Source organism: Enterobacter cloacae complex sp. P40C2 (assembly GCF_014930695.1).
Lineage (GTDB): Bacteria > Pseudomonadota > Gammaproteobacteria > Enterobacterales > Enterobacteriaceae > Enterobacter > Enterobacter pasteurii.
This window is the reverse complement of sequence record NZ_JADBRP010000002.1, coordinates 27,901-46,408: the sequence shown is the minus strand read 5'-3', so window position 1 is coordinate 46,408 and position 18,508 is coordinate 27,901. Positions and strand designations below refer to the sequence as shown.

General features: G+C 55.6%; 17 protein-coding genes. 10 read left to right on the top strand and 7 right to left on the bottom strand.

Annotated features, from left to right (window positions below; all coding sequences use genetic code 11):
- Window positions 1–48 precede the first annotated feature (48 nt).
- Both clcA and erpA read left to right on the top strand, forming a co-directional pair.
- The gene (gene clcA / locus IM304_RS05515; protein ID WP_193355748.1) at window positions 49–1,449 is read left to right on the top strand and encodes a H(+)/Cl(-) exchange transporter ClcA; all 1,401 of its coding nucleotides are present in this window, start codon (window positions 49–51) and stop codon (window positions 1,447–1,449) included.
- A gap of 85 nt (window positions 1,450–1,534) precedes the next feature.
- Window positions 1,535–1,879, top strand: a complete 345-nt coding sequence (gene erpA, locus IM304_RS05510; RefSeq protein ID WP_003856230.1) for an iron-sulfur cluster insertion protein ErpA — start codon at window positions 1,535–1,537, stop codon at window positions 1,877–1,879.
- Window positions 1,880–1,958: 79 nt separating this feature from the next.
- Here erpA and IM304_RS05505 read toward each other — a convergent pair whose 3' ends face one another.
- Genes IM304_RS05505 through mtnN form a run of 3 tightly spaced genes read right to left on the bottom strand, consistent with a single transcriptional unit; the run spans window position 1,959 to window position 4,106 of the window.
- Window positions 1,959–2,582, bottom strand: a complete 624-nt coding sequence (locus IM304_RS05505) for a TRIC cation channel family protein (RefSeq protein WP_148420133.1) — start codon at window positions 2,580–2,582, stop codon at window positions 1,959–1,961.
- Between the two features lie 23 nt (window positions 2,583–2,605).
- Window positions 2,606–3,415 (bottom strand): vitamin B12 ABC transporter substrate-binding protein BtuF, encoded by an 810-nt coding sequence (gene btuF, locus IM304_RS05500; RefSeq protein ID WP_193355747.1) that lies wholly within the window; start codon window positions 3,413–3,415, stop codon window positions 2,606–2,608.
- Window positions 3,408–4,106, bottom strand: coding sequence for a 5'-methylthioadenosine/S-adenosylhomocysteine nucleosidase (mtnN, locus tag IM304_RS05495; protein WP_148420135.1), 699 nt, complete (start codon window positions 4,104–4,106; stop codon window positions 3,408–3,410). The genes btuF and mtnN overlap by 8 nt, the downstream gene beginning before the upstream one ends.
- A gap of 82 nt (window positions 4,107–4,188) precedes the next feature.
- Here mtnN and dgt point away from each other — a divergent pair, with 82 nt between their 5' ends.
- From dgt to IM304_RS05480, 3 genes are all read left to right on the top strand, one after another.
- Entirely contained in the window at window positions 4,189–5,703 is a 1,515-nt protein-coding gene (gene dgt, locus IM304_RS05490; RefSeq protein WP_148420136.1) for a dGTPase, read from the top strand.
- A 132-nt stretch (window positions 5,704–5,835) separates the two neighbouring features.
- The gene (degP, locus tag IM304_RS05485; protein WP_148420137.1) at window positions 5,836–7,272 is read left to right on the top strand and encodes a serine endoprotease DegP; all 1,437 of its coding nucleotides are present in this window, start codon (window positions 5,836–5,838) and stop codon (window positions 7,270–7,272) included.
- Between the two features lie 152 nt (window positions 7,273–7,424).
- Entirely contained in the window at window positions 7,425–8,582 is a 1,158-nt protein-coding gene (locus IM304_RS05480) for a CdaR family transcriptional regulator (RefSeq protein WP_003856217.1), read from the top strand.
- Window positions 8,583–8,674: 92 nt separating this feature from the next.
- Here IM304_RS05480 and IM304_RS05475 read toward each other — a convergent pair whose 3' ends face one another.
- From IM304_RS05475 to map, 4 genes are all read right to left on the bottom strand, one after another.
- On the bottom strand, window positions 8,675–9,061 hold the full coding sequence (locus IM304_RS05475; protein WP_148420138.1) for a DUF3461 family protein: 387 nt from the start codon (window positions 9,059–9,061) through the stop codon (window positions 8,675–8,677).
- A gap of 111 nt (window positions 9,062–9,172) precedes the next feature.
- Window positions 9,173–9,997: a 2,3,4,5-tetrahydropyridine-2,6-dicarboxylate N-succinyltransferase gene (dapD, locus tag IM304_RS05470; RefSeq protein ID WP_008501915.1), complete on the bottom strand. Its 825-nt coding sequence runs from the start codon at window positions 9,995–9,997 to the stop codon at window positions 9,173–9,175.
- Between the two features lie 32 nt (window positions 9,998–10,029).
- Entirely contained in the window at window positions 10,030–12,705 is a 2,676-nt protein-coding gene (gene glnD / locus IM304_RS05465) for a bifunctional uridylyltransferase/uridylyl-removing protein GlnD (RefSeq protein ID WP_193355746.1), read from the bottom strand.
- Window positions 12,706–12,767: 62 nt separating this feature from the next.
- The gene (gene map / locus IM304_RS05460) at window positions 12,768–13,562 is read right to left on the bottom strand and encodes a type I methionyl aminopeptidase (protein WP_148420140.1); all 795 of its coding nucleotides are present in this window, start codon (window positions 13,560–13,562) and stop codon (window positions 12,768–12,770) included.
- A gap of 321 nt (window positions 13,563–13,883) precedes the next feature.
- Between map and rpsB the strand changes: the two genes are divergently transcribed.
- The 5 genes from rpsB (at window position 13,884) to ispC (ending at window position 18,472) form a co-directional block, all read left to right on the top strand.
- Window positions 13,884–14,609, top strand: coding sequence for a 30S ribosomal protein S2 (rpsB, locus tag IM304_RS05455; RefSeq protein WP_003856207.1), 726 nt, complete (start codon window positions 13,884–13,886; stop codon window positions 14,607–14,609).
- 117 nt (window positions 14,610–14,726) lie between these two features.
- Complete coding sequence (gene tsf / locus IM304_RS05450) at window positions 14,727–15,578, top strand: translation elongation factor Ts (protein WP_003856196.1); 852 nt, start codon at window positions 14,727–14,729, stop codon at window positions 15,576–15,578.
- A 151-nt stretch (window positions 15,579–15,729) separates the two neighbouring features.
- The gene (gene pyrH / locus IM304_RS05445) at window positions 15,730–16,455 is read left to right on the top strand and encodes a UMP kinase (RefSeq protein WP_008501910.1); all 726 of its coding nucleotides are present in this window, start codon (window positions 15,730–15,732) and stop codon (window positions 16,453–16,455) included.
- 167 nt (window positions 16,456–16,622) lie between these two features.
- A complete protein-coding gene (frr, locus tag IM304_RS05440; RefSeq protein ID WP_003856180.1) occupies window positions 16,623–17,180 on the top strand; it encodes a ribosome recycling factor in 558 nt (185 codons plus the stop codon).
- A 92-nt stretch (window positions 17,181–17,272) separates the two neighbouring features.
- The gene (gene ispC, locus IM304_RS05435; protein ID WP_148420141.1) at window positions 17,273–18,472 is read left to right on the top strand and encodes a 1-deoxy-D-xylulose-5-phosphate reductoisomerase; all 1,200 of its coding nucleotides are present in this window, start codon (window positions 17,273–17,275) and stop codon (window positions 18,470–18,472) included.
- The last annotated feature ends 36 nt before the right edge of the window (window positions 18,473–18,508 follow it).

Here is an 18,508-nt window from a genome sequence, read left to right as displayed (position 1 = left end):
CTCTGGTAAAATCCCTGCGGCCATTTGTATGACGAAACAGAAAAGGTAATGAACGATAACACTCCGTCTTTTGAACAACAGCAGTTTACGCGCGCGAAGCGCCGGGTCAGCATCCGGCGGCTGCTCAACCGTGACAAAACCCCGTTAGCCATTCTGCTGGCAGCTGCCGTTGTGGGCACGCTGGCCGGTCTCGTGGGCGTCGCGTTTGAGAAAGCCGTCAACGCGGTGCTCAACTGGCGCATAGGCACCGTCGCCAGCTTTGCGGATCGTGAATGGCTGGTCTGGGCGTGGGCCTTTGGCCTTTCGGCCCTGTTTGCCATGGTGGGCTATTTCCTGGTACGTAAATTCGCACCCGAAGCGGGCGGCTCGGGGATCCCGGAAATTGAAGGGGCGCTGGAAGAGCTACGCCCGGTTCGCTGGTGGCGCGTGCTTCCTGTGAAATTTATCGGCGGGATGGGAACGCTCGGGGCGGGAATGGTGCTCGGACGGGAAGGACCAACGGTACAGCTGGGCGGTAACGTCGGGCGTATGGTCGGCGATCTGTTCCGTATGCGCAGCGCCGAAGCGCGCCATACGCTGCTGGCGACGGGGGCGGCGGCCGGGCTGTCTGCCGCGTTCAATGCGCCGCTGGCGGGGATCCTGTTCATTATCGAAGAGATGCGCGCCCAGTTCCGCTACAACCTCATCTCCATTAAGGCGGTGTTTACCGGCGTGATTATGTCGAGCATCGTCTTTCGCATCTTCAACGGCGAAGGGGCGGTGATTGAGGTGGGTAAGCTGACTAACGCGCCGGTCAACACCCTGTGGCTGTATCTGGTGCTTGGCATGATTTTTGGCGTGGTCGGCCCGCTTTTCAATACGCTGATTTTACGTGCGCAGGATATGTTTCAGCGCATCCACGGCGGAAACACCACCCGATGGGTGCTGGTGGGGGGCCTGCTCGGCGGAGTGTGCGGGATCCTCGGCTTTATCGAACCGAACGCGGCAGGCGGCGGATTTGGGCTGATACCCGTTGCGGCGGCGGGCAATTTTAGCGTCGGCCTGCTGCTGTTTATGTTTATCTCGCGGGTGATCACCACCGTGCTCTGCTTCTCCTCCGGCGCGCCGGGAGGGATTTTTGCCCCGATGCTGGCGCTGGGCACGCTGCTGGGGACCGCGTTTGGGATGGCGGCGGCGGTTGGCTTCCCGGCCTATCATCTGGATGCCGGGACGTTTGCCGTTGCGGGGATGGGAGCGCTACTGGCGGCCTCCCTGCGCGCGCCGCTGACCGGGATCGTGCTGGTGCTGGAAATGACCGATAATTACCAGCTCATTTTGCCAATGATCATTACCTGCCTCGGCGCGACACTATTAGCCCAATTCCTGGGTGGAAAACCGCTATACTCCACCATTCTTGCCCGTACCCTGGCGAAACAGGATGCTGAACAGGCCCTGAAGCAGAATACTTGAATGAATTACCAGGGTATTAGATAATGGCATAAAGAATTGGGTGATTTTTACCCAATAGCAGTAGCAGTATTCATGGGAGCATAAGATGAGTGATGACGTAGCGTTGCCGCTGGAATTTACCGAAGCAGCAGCGAAAAAAGTGAAAACCCTGATTGCCGACGAGGACAATCCGGATCTGAAACTGCGTGTTTATATTACCGGCGGCGGCTGCAGCGGCTTCCAGTATGGTTTTACCTTTGACGACCAGGTTAACGATGGTGATATGACTATCGAGAAGCAGGGCGTCGCGCTGGTGGTTGACCCGATGAGCCTGCAATACCTCGTCGGCGGTTCGGTGGATTACACCGAAGGTCTGGAAGGGTCGCGCTTTGTGGTGACGAACCCTAACGCGACCAGCACCTGCGGGTGTGGATCGTCGTTCAGCATCTAACGTTGCGGACGGTGCGGGCTGAGGCACTCACCCCGGCAGACTCGAAAAACGGTAACCTGGCGGTTACCGTTTTTGCTTTTTACCTTCCATTTTCGTCCAGCGCAAAGGTCGGCAGCTTCAGGTGCCAGCGTATCGCCGCTAAACGTATTACCAGCGTCACGACCATCCCCAGCATTGCCGCGTTCTCCAGCGGGATAGCGAAGGTGTAATACGCCGTAGCGTGTACAATCCCCCCGATGATACAGGCCGTCGCGTAGATTTCCGTTCGCAGGATCATCGGCACTTCTCGCGCCAGGATATCGCGAATGATCCCGCCGCCCACGCCGGTCAACACGCCCATACAGATTGCCACCAGTGGGCCAGTCCCTGCTATAAAGGCTTTATTCACGCCGATTCCGACAAAGACCGCCAGACCGACGGCGTCCAGCACCGGCAGCACCCATTTGGGAAGCCTGCGCGGCTGACGGACCAGCACGATGGTTAACAGACAGGTGACCATCGCTACGACCAGGTCCGTTGGATCTTTCACCCAGAATACCGGGCCGTTCGCCAGCGCCATGTCGCGGATCGTTCCGCCCCCCACCGCCGTGACGACGCCGAGCACCAGAACGCCAAAAGGATCCATGCGTAATTTTCCGGCAAGCAAAACGCCGGAGATAGCAAAAACGGCTGTGCCAAGAATATCCAGCCAATACACGAGCATCGTTAAATCCTCGAATGGGGTGTTTATCTGTTTGTATGACCCTCTGCCAGTTCGGCACAGAGTTGTTTTGCGGCGAGGATAATACGCGGGCTGGCCCGTTCAAACCAGTCGCTGTTGAGTGCAATCACCGGTATTTTAAGCTGCCGGTGCCAGAATTGTTTAATTTTAGGAATCTCGCTCGCATTTCCGACCACCACAATGGCCTGCGGTTGTCGCGCCAGAACCTGCTCCCGGCTGACCTGTGGCCAGGGTACCCGGCTGTCGGCAAAGATATTTTCACCCCCGCACGTCTCAAGCACCTGATTCTGGATCGAGCCTTTCCCGGTTGTGAACAACGGCTGCGTGCCGAATTGCAGAAATACGCGCTGCTTTTTTTGCGTACCGTACCGGCTTTTCAGCGTGGCATAGTCACTGAGCATTTGCCCGGCTGCCCGCTCGGCTTGCTGCGGGGTTGGGCTAAAGGGCGCGAGGTCGCGCAGGGCTTGCGCCACCTGTTCGATGCTCTCCGCGTCCACCCATTTCACCGTGATTCCCAGCGACGACAGCTGGTTCACCTGCCGTTCGGCATTGCCGCCGCGCCAGGCGAGGACGAGATCGGGCCTGAGCGCCACGACACGTTCCAGGTTCATTCCCTGCCAGGTGGCTACCTGTTCAATATGGGCGGCCTGAGGTGGGTAATCGGAAAAGCTGCTTACCCCAACGGGGGTGATCCCGGCGGCAAACGCCAGTTCCGTATTGGCGGGGGAGAGTGAGATCACCCGCGGCGCGGCGGTGAGCCAGGCCGGGGCGAGCAGAAGCAGGGCGACCAGCGCCCTGAAGGACGGCTTACCCACGCGCCAGTTTCTGCACCAGGGATTCCACCATCACGGTGGACTGTTTGGCTGCAACGGCCAGGAATTCGTCGAAGCTGATGTGGGACTGCTGGTCAGCCACGTCAGAAATCGCGCGAACGACCACGAACGGTACGCCAAAGTTGTGGCACACGTGCGCAATGGCCGTGGCTTCCATCTCAACGGCGACGGCCTGCGGGAAGTTATGGCGGATTTTTGCCAGACCGACGGAGCCGTTGATGAAGGCATCGCCGCTGACGATCAGGCCACGCACCGCATTGAGGTTGAGCTCGCTGATGCAGCCTTCTGCGGCGGCAATCAGCTTATCATCCGCTTTAAACCCGGCCGGGCAGCCCGGAAGCTGACCATATTCGTAGCCGAAGGCGGTGACGTCTGCATCGTGGTAACGCGCTTCGTCGGAAACAACGATATCACCCACGTTCAGCGTCGGGGCAAGACCGCCCGCAGAGCCTGTGTTAATGATAACGTCAGGCTTGCAGCGCTCAAGCAGCAGGGTCGCGCCCAGTGCCGCTGCAACTTTACCGATGCCTGATTTCAGCAGAGCCACGTCAACACCGTTCAGCTGACCGGTGTAGATCTCACAGCCACCGAGGGAGAGGGTCTGACGGTTCTCAATTTTGTCACGCAGCAGCGTAACTTCTTCTTCCATTGCACCAATAATGCCGATTTTCATAGATTTACTCGCGATGTGCCTTGTTAAGATGCATAGTCTATCATGCGGTAAAGGGGAAACGCATTCTCACGCGGGGGAGCACATGGCACCAATCGATTTTCGCACCAAAATTAACTGGCACCGACGTTTCCGCTCGCCGCAGGGCGAGAAGAGCGAACATGAGATCCTGCGCATTTTCGAGAGCGATCGTGGACGCATCATCAACTCGCCCGCCATCCGCCGGTTACAGCAAAAAACCCAGGTGTTCCCGCTGGAGCGTAACGCTGCGGTGCGTACGCGACTGACGCACTCCATGGAAGTGCAGCAGGTGGGGCGCTACATTGCAAAAGAGATCCTCAGCCGCCTCAAAGAGCAGCGCCTGCTGGAAACCTACGGGCTGGATGAGCTGACCGGGCCGTTCGAAAGCATCGTTGAGATGGCCTGCCTGATGCACGATATTGGCAATCCTCCCTTCGGCCATTTCGGCGAAGCCGCCATCAACGACTGGTTTAAACAGCGCCTTTTCCCCTCCGATGCAGCAAGCCAGCCGCTGAGCGATGACCGCTGCGCGGTGCGCGATTTATGCCTGCGCGAGGGCGAGGAGAGCCTGAACGATCTGCGCCGCAAGGTGCGTCAGGATCTGTGTCACTTCGAAGGTAACGCGCAGGGCATACGCCTGGTGCACTCTCTGATGCGCATGAACCTGACCTGGGCTCAGGTAGGCTGCATTCTCAAATATACCCGTCCCGCATGGTGGATGGGGGAGACGCCCGCCACCCATAGCTATCTGATGAAAAAGCCGGGCTATTACTTATCGGAAGAGGCCTATATTGAGCGGTTGCGTAAAGAACTGTCGCTGACGCCCAATGGCCGTTTCCCGCTGACGTGGATTATGGAAGCCGCTGACGACATTTCATATTGCGTGGCCGATCTGGAAGACGCGGTGGAAAAAAGAATATTCAGCGTCGAGGAGCTTTATCAGCATCTTCGTGATGCCTGGGGAGAGCATGAAAAAGGATCTCTGTTTGCACAGGTCGTCGAGAATGCATGGGATAAATCGCGCTCAAATTCGCTAAGCCGGAGCACTGAAGATCAGTTCTTTATGTATTTACGGGTCAACACGCTGAATAAACTGGTGCCGTATGCAGCCGCGCGTTTCATTGATAATTTGCCGATGATATTTAGCGGAGAATTTAATCACGCCCTGCTGGAAGATGAGAGTAGTTTTAGCCAGCTTCTCGAATTATATAAACACGTGGCCGTTCGCCATGTTTTCAGCCATCCGGATGTTGAACAGCTGGAGCTGCAGGGATATCGGGTTATCAGTGGGCTGCTGGAGATTTATGCTCCTTTACTCCAGCTCCCGGTCGATGAGTTCAGCGAGCTGGTAGAAAACGAACGCGTCCGCCGCCTGCCTATTGAGTCTCGCCTCTATCAAAAGCTTTCGACCCGCCACCGGCTGGCATACGTCGAAGCCATCAGTAAAATAGATCGGCAATCTTCCCGCTGGCCGGTACTGGAATATTATTATCGCTGCCGGCTCATCCAGGACTATATCAGCGGGATGACGGATTTGTACGCCTGGGATGAATACCGCAAGCTGATGGCCGTGGAATAAGCCGTGAGTTTTGTAAAGACGGCCAATAAATTTTTACTTTTTCCATAAACTTATCCCCGGAACTAAGCGGTATAAAACGAATCTGAGTTACACAGCAATTTTGCGTTATCTGGTAAATCGAGATTGAGAAACATGAAAAAAACCACATTAGCAATGAGTGCACTGGCTCTGAGTTTAGGTTTAGCGCTGTCTCCTCTGTCTGCTACGGCAGCCGAGACGGCTTCGTCGGCAGTCCCTGCGCAGCAGATGCCAAGCCTGGCCCCGATGCTCGAAAAAGTGATGCCATCGGTGGTGAGTATCAACGTTGAGGGCAGCACAACCGTCAATACGCCGCGCATGCCGCGTAACTTCCAGCAGTTCTTCGGCGATAATTCGCCATTCTGCCAGGACGGTTCGCCATTCCAGAGTTCACCGTTCTGTCAGGGCGGCGGTCCAGGGGATAACGGTCAGGGCGGCGGCCAGCAGCAGAAATTCATGGCGCTTGGCTCGGGCGTGATTATTGACGCCGCGAAAGGCTACGTGGTGACCAATAACCACGTGGTAGATAATGCGAACGTTATTAAAGTGCAGATGAGCGACGGCCGTAAATTTGACGCCAAAGTGGTGGGTAAAGATCCGCGCTCCGACATCGCGCTGATTCAGATTCAGGATCCGAAGAACCTGACGGCGATTAAGCTTGCCGACTCGGACGCGCTGCGCGTTGGCGATTACACCGTCGCCATCGGTAACCCGTTCGGTCTGGGCGAAACCGTCACCTCGGGTATCGTCTCTGCGCTGGGGCGTAGTGGCCTGAACGCGGAAAACTATGAAAACTTCATCCAGACGGATGCGGCCATTAACCGCGGTAACTCCGGCGGTGCGCTGGTGAACCTGAACGGTGAGCTTATCGGTATTAACACCGCTATTCTGGCACCGGACGGGGGTAACATCGGTATTGGCTTTGCTATCCCGAGCAACATGGTGAAAAACCTGACCGCGCAGATGGTGCAGTACGGTCAGGTGAAACGCGGTGAGCTGGGTATCATGGGTACCGAGCTGAACTCAGAGCTGGCGAAAGCGATGAAGGTTGACGCTCAGCGCGGCGCGTTCGTGAGCCAGGTCATGCCGAACTCCTCTGCGGCAAAAGCTGGTATTAAAGCGGGTGACGTCATTACCTCTCTCAACGGGAAGCCGATCAGCAGCTTTGCCGCCCTGCGCGCAGAAGTGGGTTCAATGCCAATCGGCAGTAAAGTCACCCTCGGCCTGCTGCGTGAAGGTAAGCCGGTTAACGTGAGCCTGGAACTCCAGCAGAGCAGCCAGAATCAGGTAGATTCCAGCACCATCTTCAGCGGTATTGAAGGGGCTGAGATGAGCAACAAAGGGGCGGATAAAGGCGTGGTGGTGAATAACGTAAAAGCGAATTCGCCGGCGGCCCGTATCGGCCTCAAAAAAGGTGATGTCATCATGGGCGCTAACCAGCAGCCGGTGAAAAACATTGCTGAACTGCGCAAAATTCTCGACAGCAAGCCTTCCGTGCTGGCCCTGAATATTCAGCGTGGTGATACCTCTATTTATCTCCTGATGCAGTAATCCCTCAGGCCCCTGCCTACAACAGGCAGGGGCTTTCTTTTTTCTGTGACCCTTAGCACAACTCCATACATCTCTCTCTGCCTTTGGGCATCTGCACAATGCAGCCGTAACTGAACTCCCCTATGCTTGAGCTCTGCTCACGGGAGGGTTATATGGCTGGCTGGCATCTTGATACCAAAATGGCGCAGGATATCGTGGCGCGAACCATGCGCATCATTGATACCAATATCAACGTAATGGATGCCCGTGGACGCATCATCGGCAGTGGCGATCGTGAGCGTATTGGGGAATTGCACGAAGGGGCGCTGCTGGTGCTCTCTCAGGGGCGCGTGGTGGACATTGATGACGCCGTAGCGAAACACCTGCACGGTGTGCGCCAGGGGATCAACCTGCCGCTGCGTCTCGAAGGCGAAATTGTTGGCGTTATCGGTCTGACCGGCGATCCTGAATCTTTACGCAAATACGGCGAGCTGGTCTGCATGACGGCAGAGATGATGCTGGAGCAGTCGCGCCTGATGCACCTGCTGGCGCAGGACAGCCGCCTGCGCGAAGAGCTGGTGATGAATTTGATACAGGCGGAGGAGCACACGCCAGCCCTGAGCGAGTGGGCGCAGCGTCTGGGTATCGACCTGAATCAGCCGCGCGTGGTCGCCGTCATCGAGGTGGATAGCGGACAGCTTGGCGTGGACAGCGCCATGGTGGAGCTACAGCAGCTGCAAAACATGCTGGCGACGCCGGAGCGTAATAACCTGGTGGCGATAGTTTCCCTGACGGAAATGGTGGTGCTTAAGCCCGCGCTTAATCAGTTTGGCCGCTGGGACGCGGAAGATCATCGTCGTCGCGTTGAGCTGCTCATCGAGCGCATGAAGGAGAACGGTCAGCTCCGTTTTCGCGTCGCGCTCGGGAATTACTTTACCGGACCGGGAAGCATCGCCCGTTCATGGCGAACGGCGCGCACCACCATGATGGTGGGCAAGCAGCGCATGCCGGAAAGCCGCAGCTATTTCTATCAGGATCTGATGCTGCCGGTCCTGCTCGACAGCCTGCGGGGCGGCTGGCAGGCCAACGAGCTGGCGCGTCCACTGGTGCGTCTGAAGGCGATGGATAACAACGGATTGCTGCGCCGCACGCTGCAGGCGTGGTTCCGGCATAACGTGCAGCCGCTGGCAACGTCAAAAGCGCTGTTCATACATCGTAATACGCTGGAGTATCGGCTTAACCGGATTTCGGAACTGACGGGGCTGGATCTGGGGAATTTCGACGACCGGCTGCTGCTGTATGTGGCGCTGCAGCTGGACGAACAGCGATAGCTGAGTGCGGTATGGTGCCCTCACCCTATCCCTCTCCCTGTGGGAGAGGGCGCAAACACTAAAAACGGCAATCAAGGATTGCCGTTTTGCTTTTATTTCCGCGTCAATTTCTCAAGATCCGCTTCAATCTCGCTGATCTTATGGGTAACAACGCTTTCCAGGTGACGCAGATCGTCAAGGATCTTACGCTTGAGGTCGACTTCGCTGCGATCGCGCTGGCAAATCTGATCGAGCTCGTCGATCACATAGCGCAGGTTAGGGCTGATTTCCTGTACTTCTTTATATCCCTGACCGATACCGTCAGCGACAACGGTCTTACGCTGGCGTGGGTATTTAAACTTCACGCTTTTGGCGAAAAACTCTCCTTTGTCTTTGTGAAAATAGATTTTCAAAATATCGTTATTGGCTTCCTGGCGGAGACTATAACGATCAATTTCATCAGGATTGGTAATGCCCAGACTTTTCAGATTATCGTACATAGCGGTACCCTTGATCTCAACATAACCTATGAATAATTAACGAAAAAATCTATTTTCGCCACCTCGGGATATAAAAAAAGCGGGGTTGCCCCCGCTTTTTGTTATACCTGATTAATCGATGGTGCGCAGCAGTTCGTTGATGCCCACTTTACCGCGGGTTTTGGCGTCCACCTTCTTCACGATAACCGCGCAGTAGAGGCTGTATTTGCCATCTTTAGACGGCAGGTTGCCGGAAACCACAACGGAACCGGCCGGTACGCGGCCGTAGTGAACTTCGCCGGTTTCGCGGTCGTAAATGCGGGTGCTCTGGCCGATGTAGACGCCCATGGAGATCACGGAACCTTCTTCTACGATCACGCCTTCAACCACTTCGGAACGCGCGCCGATGAAGCAGTTGTCTTCAATGATGGTTGGGTTAGCCTGCAGCGGCTCCAGCACGCCACCGATGCCTACGCCGCCGGACAGGTGTACGTTTTTACCAATCTGCGCGCATGAACCCACGGTTGCCCAGGTATCGACCATGGTGCCTTCGTCAACGTAGGCACCGATATTCACGTAGGATGGCATCAGCACGGTGTTGCGTGCGATGAACGCGCCCTGGCGAACCGCCGCAGGCGGCACCACGCGGAAGCCCTCTTTCTGGAAGCGCGCTTCGTCGTAATCCGCAAATTTCATTGGCACTTTATCGAAGTAGCGGCTTTCTGCTCCGTCGATAACCTGGTTATCGTTGATACGGAAAGAGAGCAGTACAGCTTTCTTCAGCCATTGATGAGTAACCCACTGACCGTCGATTTTTTCTGCCACGCGCAGCGCGCCGGAATCCAGCAGGGAAATAACCTGGTTAACCGCTTCACGGGTCACGGTATCCACATTTGCCGGAGTGATCTCGGCGCGACGCTCAAAAGCGGACTCAATAACGTTCTGTAACTGCTGCATTGTTTACTCTTTCCATTTCACTAAAAAAAACGTCACCCTTTATCGTTTGGATTGAGGGCTGCTGTCAACCGTTGTTGCACTTCAAGCTGCAGGTCATTATTAAGGGCACGCCGGTCGGCGGTGGCGATTATAAATAAATCTTCTACTCGCTCGCCAATGGTTGTAATTCGGGCGCCGTGAAGCGAAATTCCCAGATCGGCAAAAACCTGGCCGACGCGGGCGAGCAGCCCCGGCTGGTCGAGTGCGATCAGCTCCAGGAACGATTTACGATCCGTATGGGTCGGCAGGAAATTGACCTCGGTATCGACGGTAAAGTGGCGCAATTTTGCCGGCTGGCGACGCGGCTGCGGTGGCTGCCAGCTGCGCTGGGTGATGGCCTGCTCCAGGCCGAAGCGTATCCCTTCATGCCTGTCCGCCGACAGCGGGCTGCCGTCCGGCTCCAGCACAATAAAGGTGTCCATCGCCATGCCGTCGCGGGTGGTAAAAATCTGCGCGTCGTGAACGCTCAGGTTACGCCTGTCCAGCTCGGCACAGACCGCGGCGAACAGATAAGGCCGGTCCGGGCTCCAGATAAAGATTTCCGTCCCGCCGCGCGTGGCCTGCGGGCTGAGCAGGATCAGCGGCTTCGACAGGTCATGCTTCAGCAGATGCCGCGCGTGCCAGGCAAGCTGGTTTGGGCTGTGGCGCACAAAGTAGTTGGCGCGACAGCGCGCCCAAATCTGATGCAGCGCCTCTTCGTTAATGTTATCCATTCGCAGCAGCGCCAGCGCCTGCAGCTGGTGGTGGCGGACGCGCTCGCGCATGTCCGGCGTATTCTGCATCCCGCGACGCAGCTGTTTTTCAGTGGCGAAGTACAGCTCGCGCAGCAGGCTCTGCTTCCAGCTGTTCCACAGGGTTTCGTTGGTGGCGCAAATATCGGCCACCGTCAGGCAGACCAGATAGCGCAGGCGGTTCTCCGTCTGGACCTCTTCTGCAAACTGCTTGATCACTTCCGGATCCTGAATATCACGACGCTGTGCGGTTACCGACATCAGCAGGTGATGGCGAACCAGCCAGGCCACCAGCTGCGTTTCGCGCGAGTTCAGCCCATGCAGCTCGGCAAACTTCAGCACGTCCTGGGCACCCAGCACCGAGTGATCACCGCCGCGACCTTTGGCGATGTCGTGGAACAGCGCGGCAATCAGGATCAGCTCCGGGTGCGCCAGGCGCGGCCACAGCTCAACGCACAGCGGATGGCGGGAACGGGTCTCTTCTTTGGCGAAACTTTCCAGCTTGAGCATGACGCGGATCGTGTGTTCATCCACCGTATAGGCGTGGAACAGATCGAACTGCATCTGCCCGACAATATGCGACCACTGCGGCATATAGGCCCACAGCACGCTGTGGCGGTGCATCGGCAGCAGCCCGCGGCTGACGGCGCCCGGATGACGGAGCATGCTCAGAAATAGTGAACGCGCCTCGGGGATGTAGCACAGCGGTTGCTTAAGGTGACGTCGGGCATGGCGCAGGTGGCGCAGGGTGGTGGAGTAGATCCCGGTAATCGTGCTGTTGCGCACCATGGTGTAGAACATCCGCAGGATCGCTTCCGGTTCGCGGATGAACAGCGTTTCGTCGCGCAGATCGATCAGCGTACCGCGCAGCTGAAACTCGTCATCAATCGGGCGCGGCTTTTCGTCCGCCGTCAGCGCGAGGATCGCTTCATCAAACAGCTGCAACAGCATCTGGTTCAGCTCAGTAACGCGGCGGGTGACGCGGAAGAAATCCTTCATCATCTGCTCGACCGGCTCGTTGCCTTCGCCCCGGTAATTCAGGCGCTGCGCAACGCTAAGCTGGCGGTCAAACAGCAGGCGATTATCGTAGCGGGTTACTTCCAGATGCAGAGCGAAACGGATGCGCCAGAGCAGATGCAGGCACTCATTGAGTTCGTTACGTTCGGCCTCGGTCAAAAAACCAAAGCCGACCATTTCGTCCAGCGATGTCGCGCCAAAATGGCGACGCGCGACCCACTGCAGCGTATGGATATCGCGCAGGCCGCCGGGGCTGCTTTTAATATCCGGTTCGAGGTTGTAGCTGGTGCCGTGATAGCGATGGTGGCGCTGGTTTTGTTCTTCGACCTTTGCGGCGAAGAATTTTTCGGAGGGCCAGAAGCCGTCGCTGAAAATGTGCTTTTGCAGCTCGAGGAACAGCGCCACGTCGCCAATCAGCAGACGGGTTTCAATCAGGTTAGTGGCGACGGTGAGATCGGATAACCCTTCCAGCAGACACTCTTCCAGCGTGCGCACGCTGTGGCCTACTTCCAGCTTCACGTCCCAGAGCAGGGTCAACAGCTCGCCAATTTTCTGCGCCCTGTCGTCCGGCAGCTTTTTACGGCTCAGGATCAGCAGGTCGATATCGGAGAGGGGGTGCAGTTCACCCCGGCCATAGCCCCCGACGGCAACCAGCGCGACGTCGCTAACCTGCCCGAAACCGTAGTCGATCCACAGACGTTGCAGGAGCTGGTCGATAAATTCAGTGCGGGCTTCAATAAGCTGCTCGGCCGATACGCCTGCGTCAAACGCATTACCCAGCCAGCGATGGAAAACCTCCATGTGGGCTTTGATATGCGCGCAGGTCAGCTCATGCGGCGGCCAAACGCCCGGATTGTCAGGCTGGTCGGGGAGGGTGGGAAGTGCTGTGTTAGCATACTGTTCGGGTAATAGATTACTCATCGTGCGCCACCCATAAGAAAAAGCTATCGCCATTAAAAAAGCCGGCATTCGCCGGCTTCTTATCACTCAATGTTCGTCAGTATCGCCGGGATGGTGTCATCCTTGCGCAACGTCATAATTTCGCAGCCGTTGTCTGTTACCACAATAGTATGCTCGTACTGGGCAGACAAGCTTCTGTCTTTGGTTTTCACCGTCCAGCCATCCTTCATGGTGCGGATGCGGTAATCGCCCGCGTTGACCATCGGCTCGATAGTGAAGGTCATCCCTTTTTGCAGCACCACGCCGCCATCGTCTGCGTCATAGTGCAGCACCTGCGGCTCTTCATGGAAAACGCGGCCAATGCCGTGACCGCAGTACTCGCGCACCACGGAGAAACCTTCCGCTTCCACAAATTTCTGAATAGCCGCACCAATGGTGCGCAGGCGGATGCCCGGCTTAACCATCTTCAGCGCCAGGTAGAGGCTGTCCTGAGTGACTTTGCACAGGCGCTCGCCCAGAATAGTTGGCTTGCCCACGATGAACATTTTGGAGGTGTCGCCGTGGTAGTCGTCTTTGATGACGGTCACATCGATATTAACGATATCGCCATCTTTCAGCAGTTTCTCGTTATCCGGGATGCCGTGGCAAACCACTTCATTGATTGAAATGCAGACGGATTTCGGGAAGCCGTGATAGCCGAGGCAGGCGGAGACCGCGTGCTGCTCGTTGACGATATAGTCGTTACAGATGCGATCCAGTTCGCCAGTGCTGACGCCCGGTTTCACATACGGTTCGATCATTTCCAGCACTTCCGCGGCCAGACGACCGGCGACGCGCATCTTTTCAATTTCTTCAGGTGTCTTAATAGAGATAGCCATGTAATCTGTCCATCGGTGTCGATTTTTTCGACAATACTAGTGTAAGTATTGTCAATGGTATCAGTCAGGCGCACCCCGTGCCAAATTGAGAATCATTAACAGCACACTCAGCCAACAATTATTGGTTTCCGACCGTGTTTTGTGGTATAAAGCGCGCCGGACTTCCGATCCATCTCAGATACACAGGCTGGACGGGAGCGACATATCTCACTTTGTGTAACAACACACACGTATCGGCACATATTCCGGGGTGCCCTTCGGGGTCGGTAATATGGGATACGTGGAGGCATAACCCCAACTTTCAATATAGAGGTTTTAAACATGGCAACTGTTTCCATGCGCGACATGCTCAAGGCTGGTGTTCACTTTGGTCACCAGACCCGTTACTGGAACCCGAAAATGAAGCCTTTCATCTTCGGCGCGCGTAACAAAGTTCACATCATCAACCTTGAGAAAACTGTACCAATGTTCAACGAAGCCCTGGCTGAGCTGAACAAGATCTCTTCCCGTAAAGGTAAGATTCTGTTCGTTGGTACTAAGCGCGCTGCAAGCGAAGCTGTGAAAGATGCTGCTAACAGCTGCGACCAGTTCTTCGTGAACCATCGCTGGTTGGGCGGCATGCTGACCAACTGGAAAACTGTTCGTCAGTCCATCAAGCGCCTGAAAGATCTGGAAACCCAGTCTCAGGACGGTACTTTCGATAAGCTGACTAAGAAAGAAGCGCTGATGCGCACTCGTGAACTGGACAAGCTGGAAAACAGCCTGGGCGGTATCAAAGATATGGGCGGCCTGCCAGACGCGCTGTTCGTAATCGATGCAGACCACGAGCACATCGCAATCAAAGAAGCTAACAACCTGGGTATCCCGGTATTCGCTATCGTTGATACCAACTCCGATCCGGACGGTGTTGACTTCGTTATCCCGGGTAACGACGACGCAATCCGTGCTGTTAGCCTGTACCTGAGCGCTGTAGCTGCTACCGTTCGTGAAGGCCGTTCCCAGGATCTGGCTTCTCAGGCGGAAGAAAGCTTCGTAGAAGCTGAATAATAAGGTTTTACCCCTTATTAGTACCGTGTATGAATAGGGGCCCATTATCGGCCCCTTTTTTCAATTTATACTGTTTGGCCCCCGGCCGGGCAGTTCACATCTCCCGAGGATTTAAGAATGGCTGAAATTACCGCATCCCTGGTAAAAGAGCTGCGTGAGCGTACTGGCGCAGGCATGATGGATTGCAAAAAAGCGCTGACCGAAGCGAACGGCGACATCGAGCTGGCAATCGAAAACATGCGTAAATCCGGTGCGATCAAAGCAGCTAAGAAAGCAGGCAACGTTGCTGCTGACGGCGTGATCATCACCAAAATCGACGGCAACTACGGCATCATTCTGGAAGTTAACTGCCAGACTGACTTCGTTGCTAAAGATGCTGGTTTCCAGGCATTTGCTAACAAAGTTCTGGACGCAGCGGTTGCAGGCAAAATCACTGACGTTGAAGTGCTGAAAGCACAGTTCGAAGAAGAGCGTGTTGCGCTGGTTGCTAAAATCGGTGAGAACATCAACATCCGTCGCGTTGCTTCTCTCGAAGGTGACGTTCTGGGCTCTTACCAGCACGGCGCGCGTATCGGTGTTCTGGTTGCGGCTAAAGGCGCTGACGAAGAGCTGGTTAAACAGCTGGCAATGCACATCGCTGCAAGCAAACCAGAATTCGTTAAGCCAGAAGACGTGTCTGCAGAAGTCGTTGAGAAAGAGTACCAGGTTCAGCTGGACATCGCGATGCAGTCTGGTAAGCCAAAAGAAATCGCAGAGAAAATGGTTGAAGGCCGCATGAAGAAATTCACCGGCGAAGTTTCTCTGACTGGCCAGCCTTTCGTTATGGATCCAAGCAAGTCTGTCGCTCAGCTGCTGAAAGAGCACAACGCTGACGTGACTGGCTTCATCCGCTTCGAAGTGGGCGAAGGCATCGAGAAAGTTGAGACTGACTTCGCAGCAGAAGTTGCTGCAATGTCCAAGCAGTCTTAATGATTGAAAAGGAGCCGCCTGAGGGCGGCTTCTTTTTGTCACCCGTCACACGAAAATCAGACAGGTTGCTGTATCCCTGTGCTGATATGCGACATATCATGTCGCCAGAATTAACCCCCATCTTAATCGTTGACAGTCTCAGGAAAGAAACATGGCTACCAATGCAAAACCCGTGTACAAACGCATTCTGCTTAAGCTGAGTGGCGAAGCGCTGCAGGGATCGGAAGGCTTCGGTATTGACGCAAGCATCCTTGATCGCATGGCACAGGAAATCAAAGAACTGGTCGAACTGGGTATTCAGGTTGGCGTGGTCATTGGCGGTGGCAACCTTTTCCGTGGTGCTGGTCTGGCGAAAGCGGGGATGAACCGCGTTGTGGGCGACCACATGGGGATGCTGGCAACCGTGATGAATGGCCTGGCGATGCGTGATGCGCTTCATCGCGCCTATGTGAACGCCCGCCTGATGTCCGCTATTCCCCTGAATGGCGTATGCGATAACTACAGCTGGGCAGAAGCCATTAGCCTGCTGCGCAACAACCGCGTGGTGATCCTCTCCGCCGGTACGGGTAACCCGTTCTTTACCACCGATTCCGCTGCCTGCCTGCGCGGTATCGAAATTGAAGCCGATGTGGTGCTGAAAGCGACCAAAGTGGATGGCGTGTTTACTGCCGATCCGGCAAAAGATCCGTCTGCGACCATGTACGATCAGCTGAGCTATAGCGAAGTGCTGGATAAAGAGCTGAAAGTGATGGATCTTGCCGCCTTTACGCTGGCTCGTGACCACAAACTGCCGATTCGTGTCTTCAACATGAACAAGCCTGGCGCGCTGCGTCGCGTTGTAATGGGCGAAAAAGAAGGCACTTTGATCACGGAATAATTTCCGTCGGCGATAAATACAGGTAAGATTCCGCTTTATTTTGTAGTGGTATCTTACCCGGACACGCCTTTGGCGTTGTCATGAATTAAACGCGACTATACTTAGCACACCTGTAGTGCTGTGCTGGCGGATAGTCTGCCTGAGACAAGTTTTCAAGGATTCGTAACGTGATTAACGACATCAGAAAAGATGCTGAAGTACGCATGGACAAATGCGTTGAAGCGTTCAAAAACCAAATCAGCAAAATCCGTACTGGCCGCGCTTCCCCAAGCCTGCTGGATGGCATCATCGTTGAATATTACGGTACGCCAACGCCGCTGCGTCAGCTGGCGAGCGTGACGGTAGAAGACACCCGTACCCTGAAAATCAACGTATTCGATCGCTCTATGAGCCCGGCCGTTGAGAAAGCGATCATGGCATCTGACCTGGGTCTGAACCCAAGCTCAGCGGGCGCGGACATTCGCGTTCCACTGCCTCCGCTGACGGAAGAGCGTCGTAAAGACCTGATTAAAGTCGTGCGCGGTGAAGCTGAGCAGGGTCGCGTTTCCGTACGTAACGTGCGCCGTGATGCGAACGATAAAGTGAAAGCGCTGCTGAAAGAAAAAGAGATCAGCGAAGACGACGATCGTCGTTCACAGGACGATATTCAGAAAATGACTGATGCTGCTATCAAGAAAATTGATGCGGCGCTGGCAGAAAAAGAAGCGGAACTGATGCAGTTCTGATTTTCGCTGTACACTGATAAACGCCGTTCAGAAGGACATTAAGTCTTGCTGGCGGCGTTTTGCTTTTATCTGGTCAAACTTTTGGGCATCTCATGAAGCATCTAACTCTTCTCGGCTCGACCGGCTCTATCGGTTGCAGCACTCTCGACGTTGTTCGCCATAATCCTGACAGCTATACCGTGACCGCGCTCGTGGCCGGGAAAAACGTGCAGCGAATGGTCGAGCAGTGCCTGGAGTTTACTCCCCGTTTTGCGGTGATGGATGATGAAGAGAGCGCCCGGCGGGTGAAAGCGCTGTTGCAGGAGCAGGGCAGCCGCACCGAGGTGCTTAGCGGACAGCAGGCGGCTTGCGATATGGCGGCGTTGGATGAGGTTGATCAGGTGATGGCGGCAATCGTCGGGGCGGCGGGTCTTCTGCCGACGCTTGCCGCTATAGATGCGGGGAAAGATGTTCTGCTGGCGAACAAAGAGTCGCTGGTGACCTGCGGCCGCCTCTTTATGGAGGCGGTAAAACAGCGTGGGGCGCGTCTTTTGCCGGTAGATAGCGAGCACAACGCGATTTTTCAGAGTTTACCTCAACCTTTTCAGCAAAACCTGGGGTACGCTGACCTGGAGCAGAATGGTGTTGTATCGATTTTGCTTACCGGGTCTGGTGGCCCGTTCCGTGAAACGCCACTGTCTGAACTGAGCGCAATGACGCCCGATCAGGCGTGTCGTCATCCAAACTGGTCAATGGGGCGTAAGATCTCCGTCGATTCGGCCACCATGATGAACAAAGGTCTGGAATACATTGAAGCTCGCTGGCTGTTCAATGCGTCAGCGAAACAGATGGAAGTGCTGATCCACCCGCAGTCGGTGATTCATTCAATGGTGCGCTATCAGGACGGCAGCGTGCTGGCTCAGCTGGGCGAACCGGATATGCGCACGCCGATTGCTCATACAATGGCGTGGCCGAACCGCGTGAAGTCGGGGGTAAAGCCCCTCGATTTTTGCAAGCTGAGTTCACTGACGTTTAGCGAGCCTGATTACGACCGTTATCCGTGCCTGAAACTGGCGATGACGGCTTTCGATCGGGGGCAAGCGGCGACAACCGCACTCAATGCTGCCAATGAAGTGACCGTTGAAGCATTCCTGAATCAGCAGATCCGCTTTACCGACATCGCCGCGTTGAATTTATCCGTGCTGGAGATGATGGATTTGCGTGAGCCACAGAGCGTGGAAGAGGTGCTGGCGGTTGATGCACAGGCACGCAGTGTTGCGCGTAAACAAGTGACACGTCTCGCAAGCTGGTGATAAAGCAATCACTAGTCGTCGTGCTATTTGTTAGCG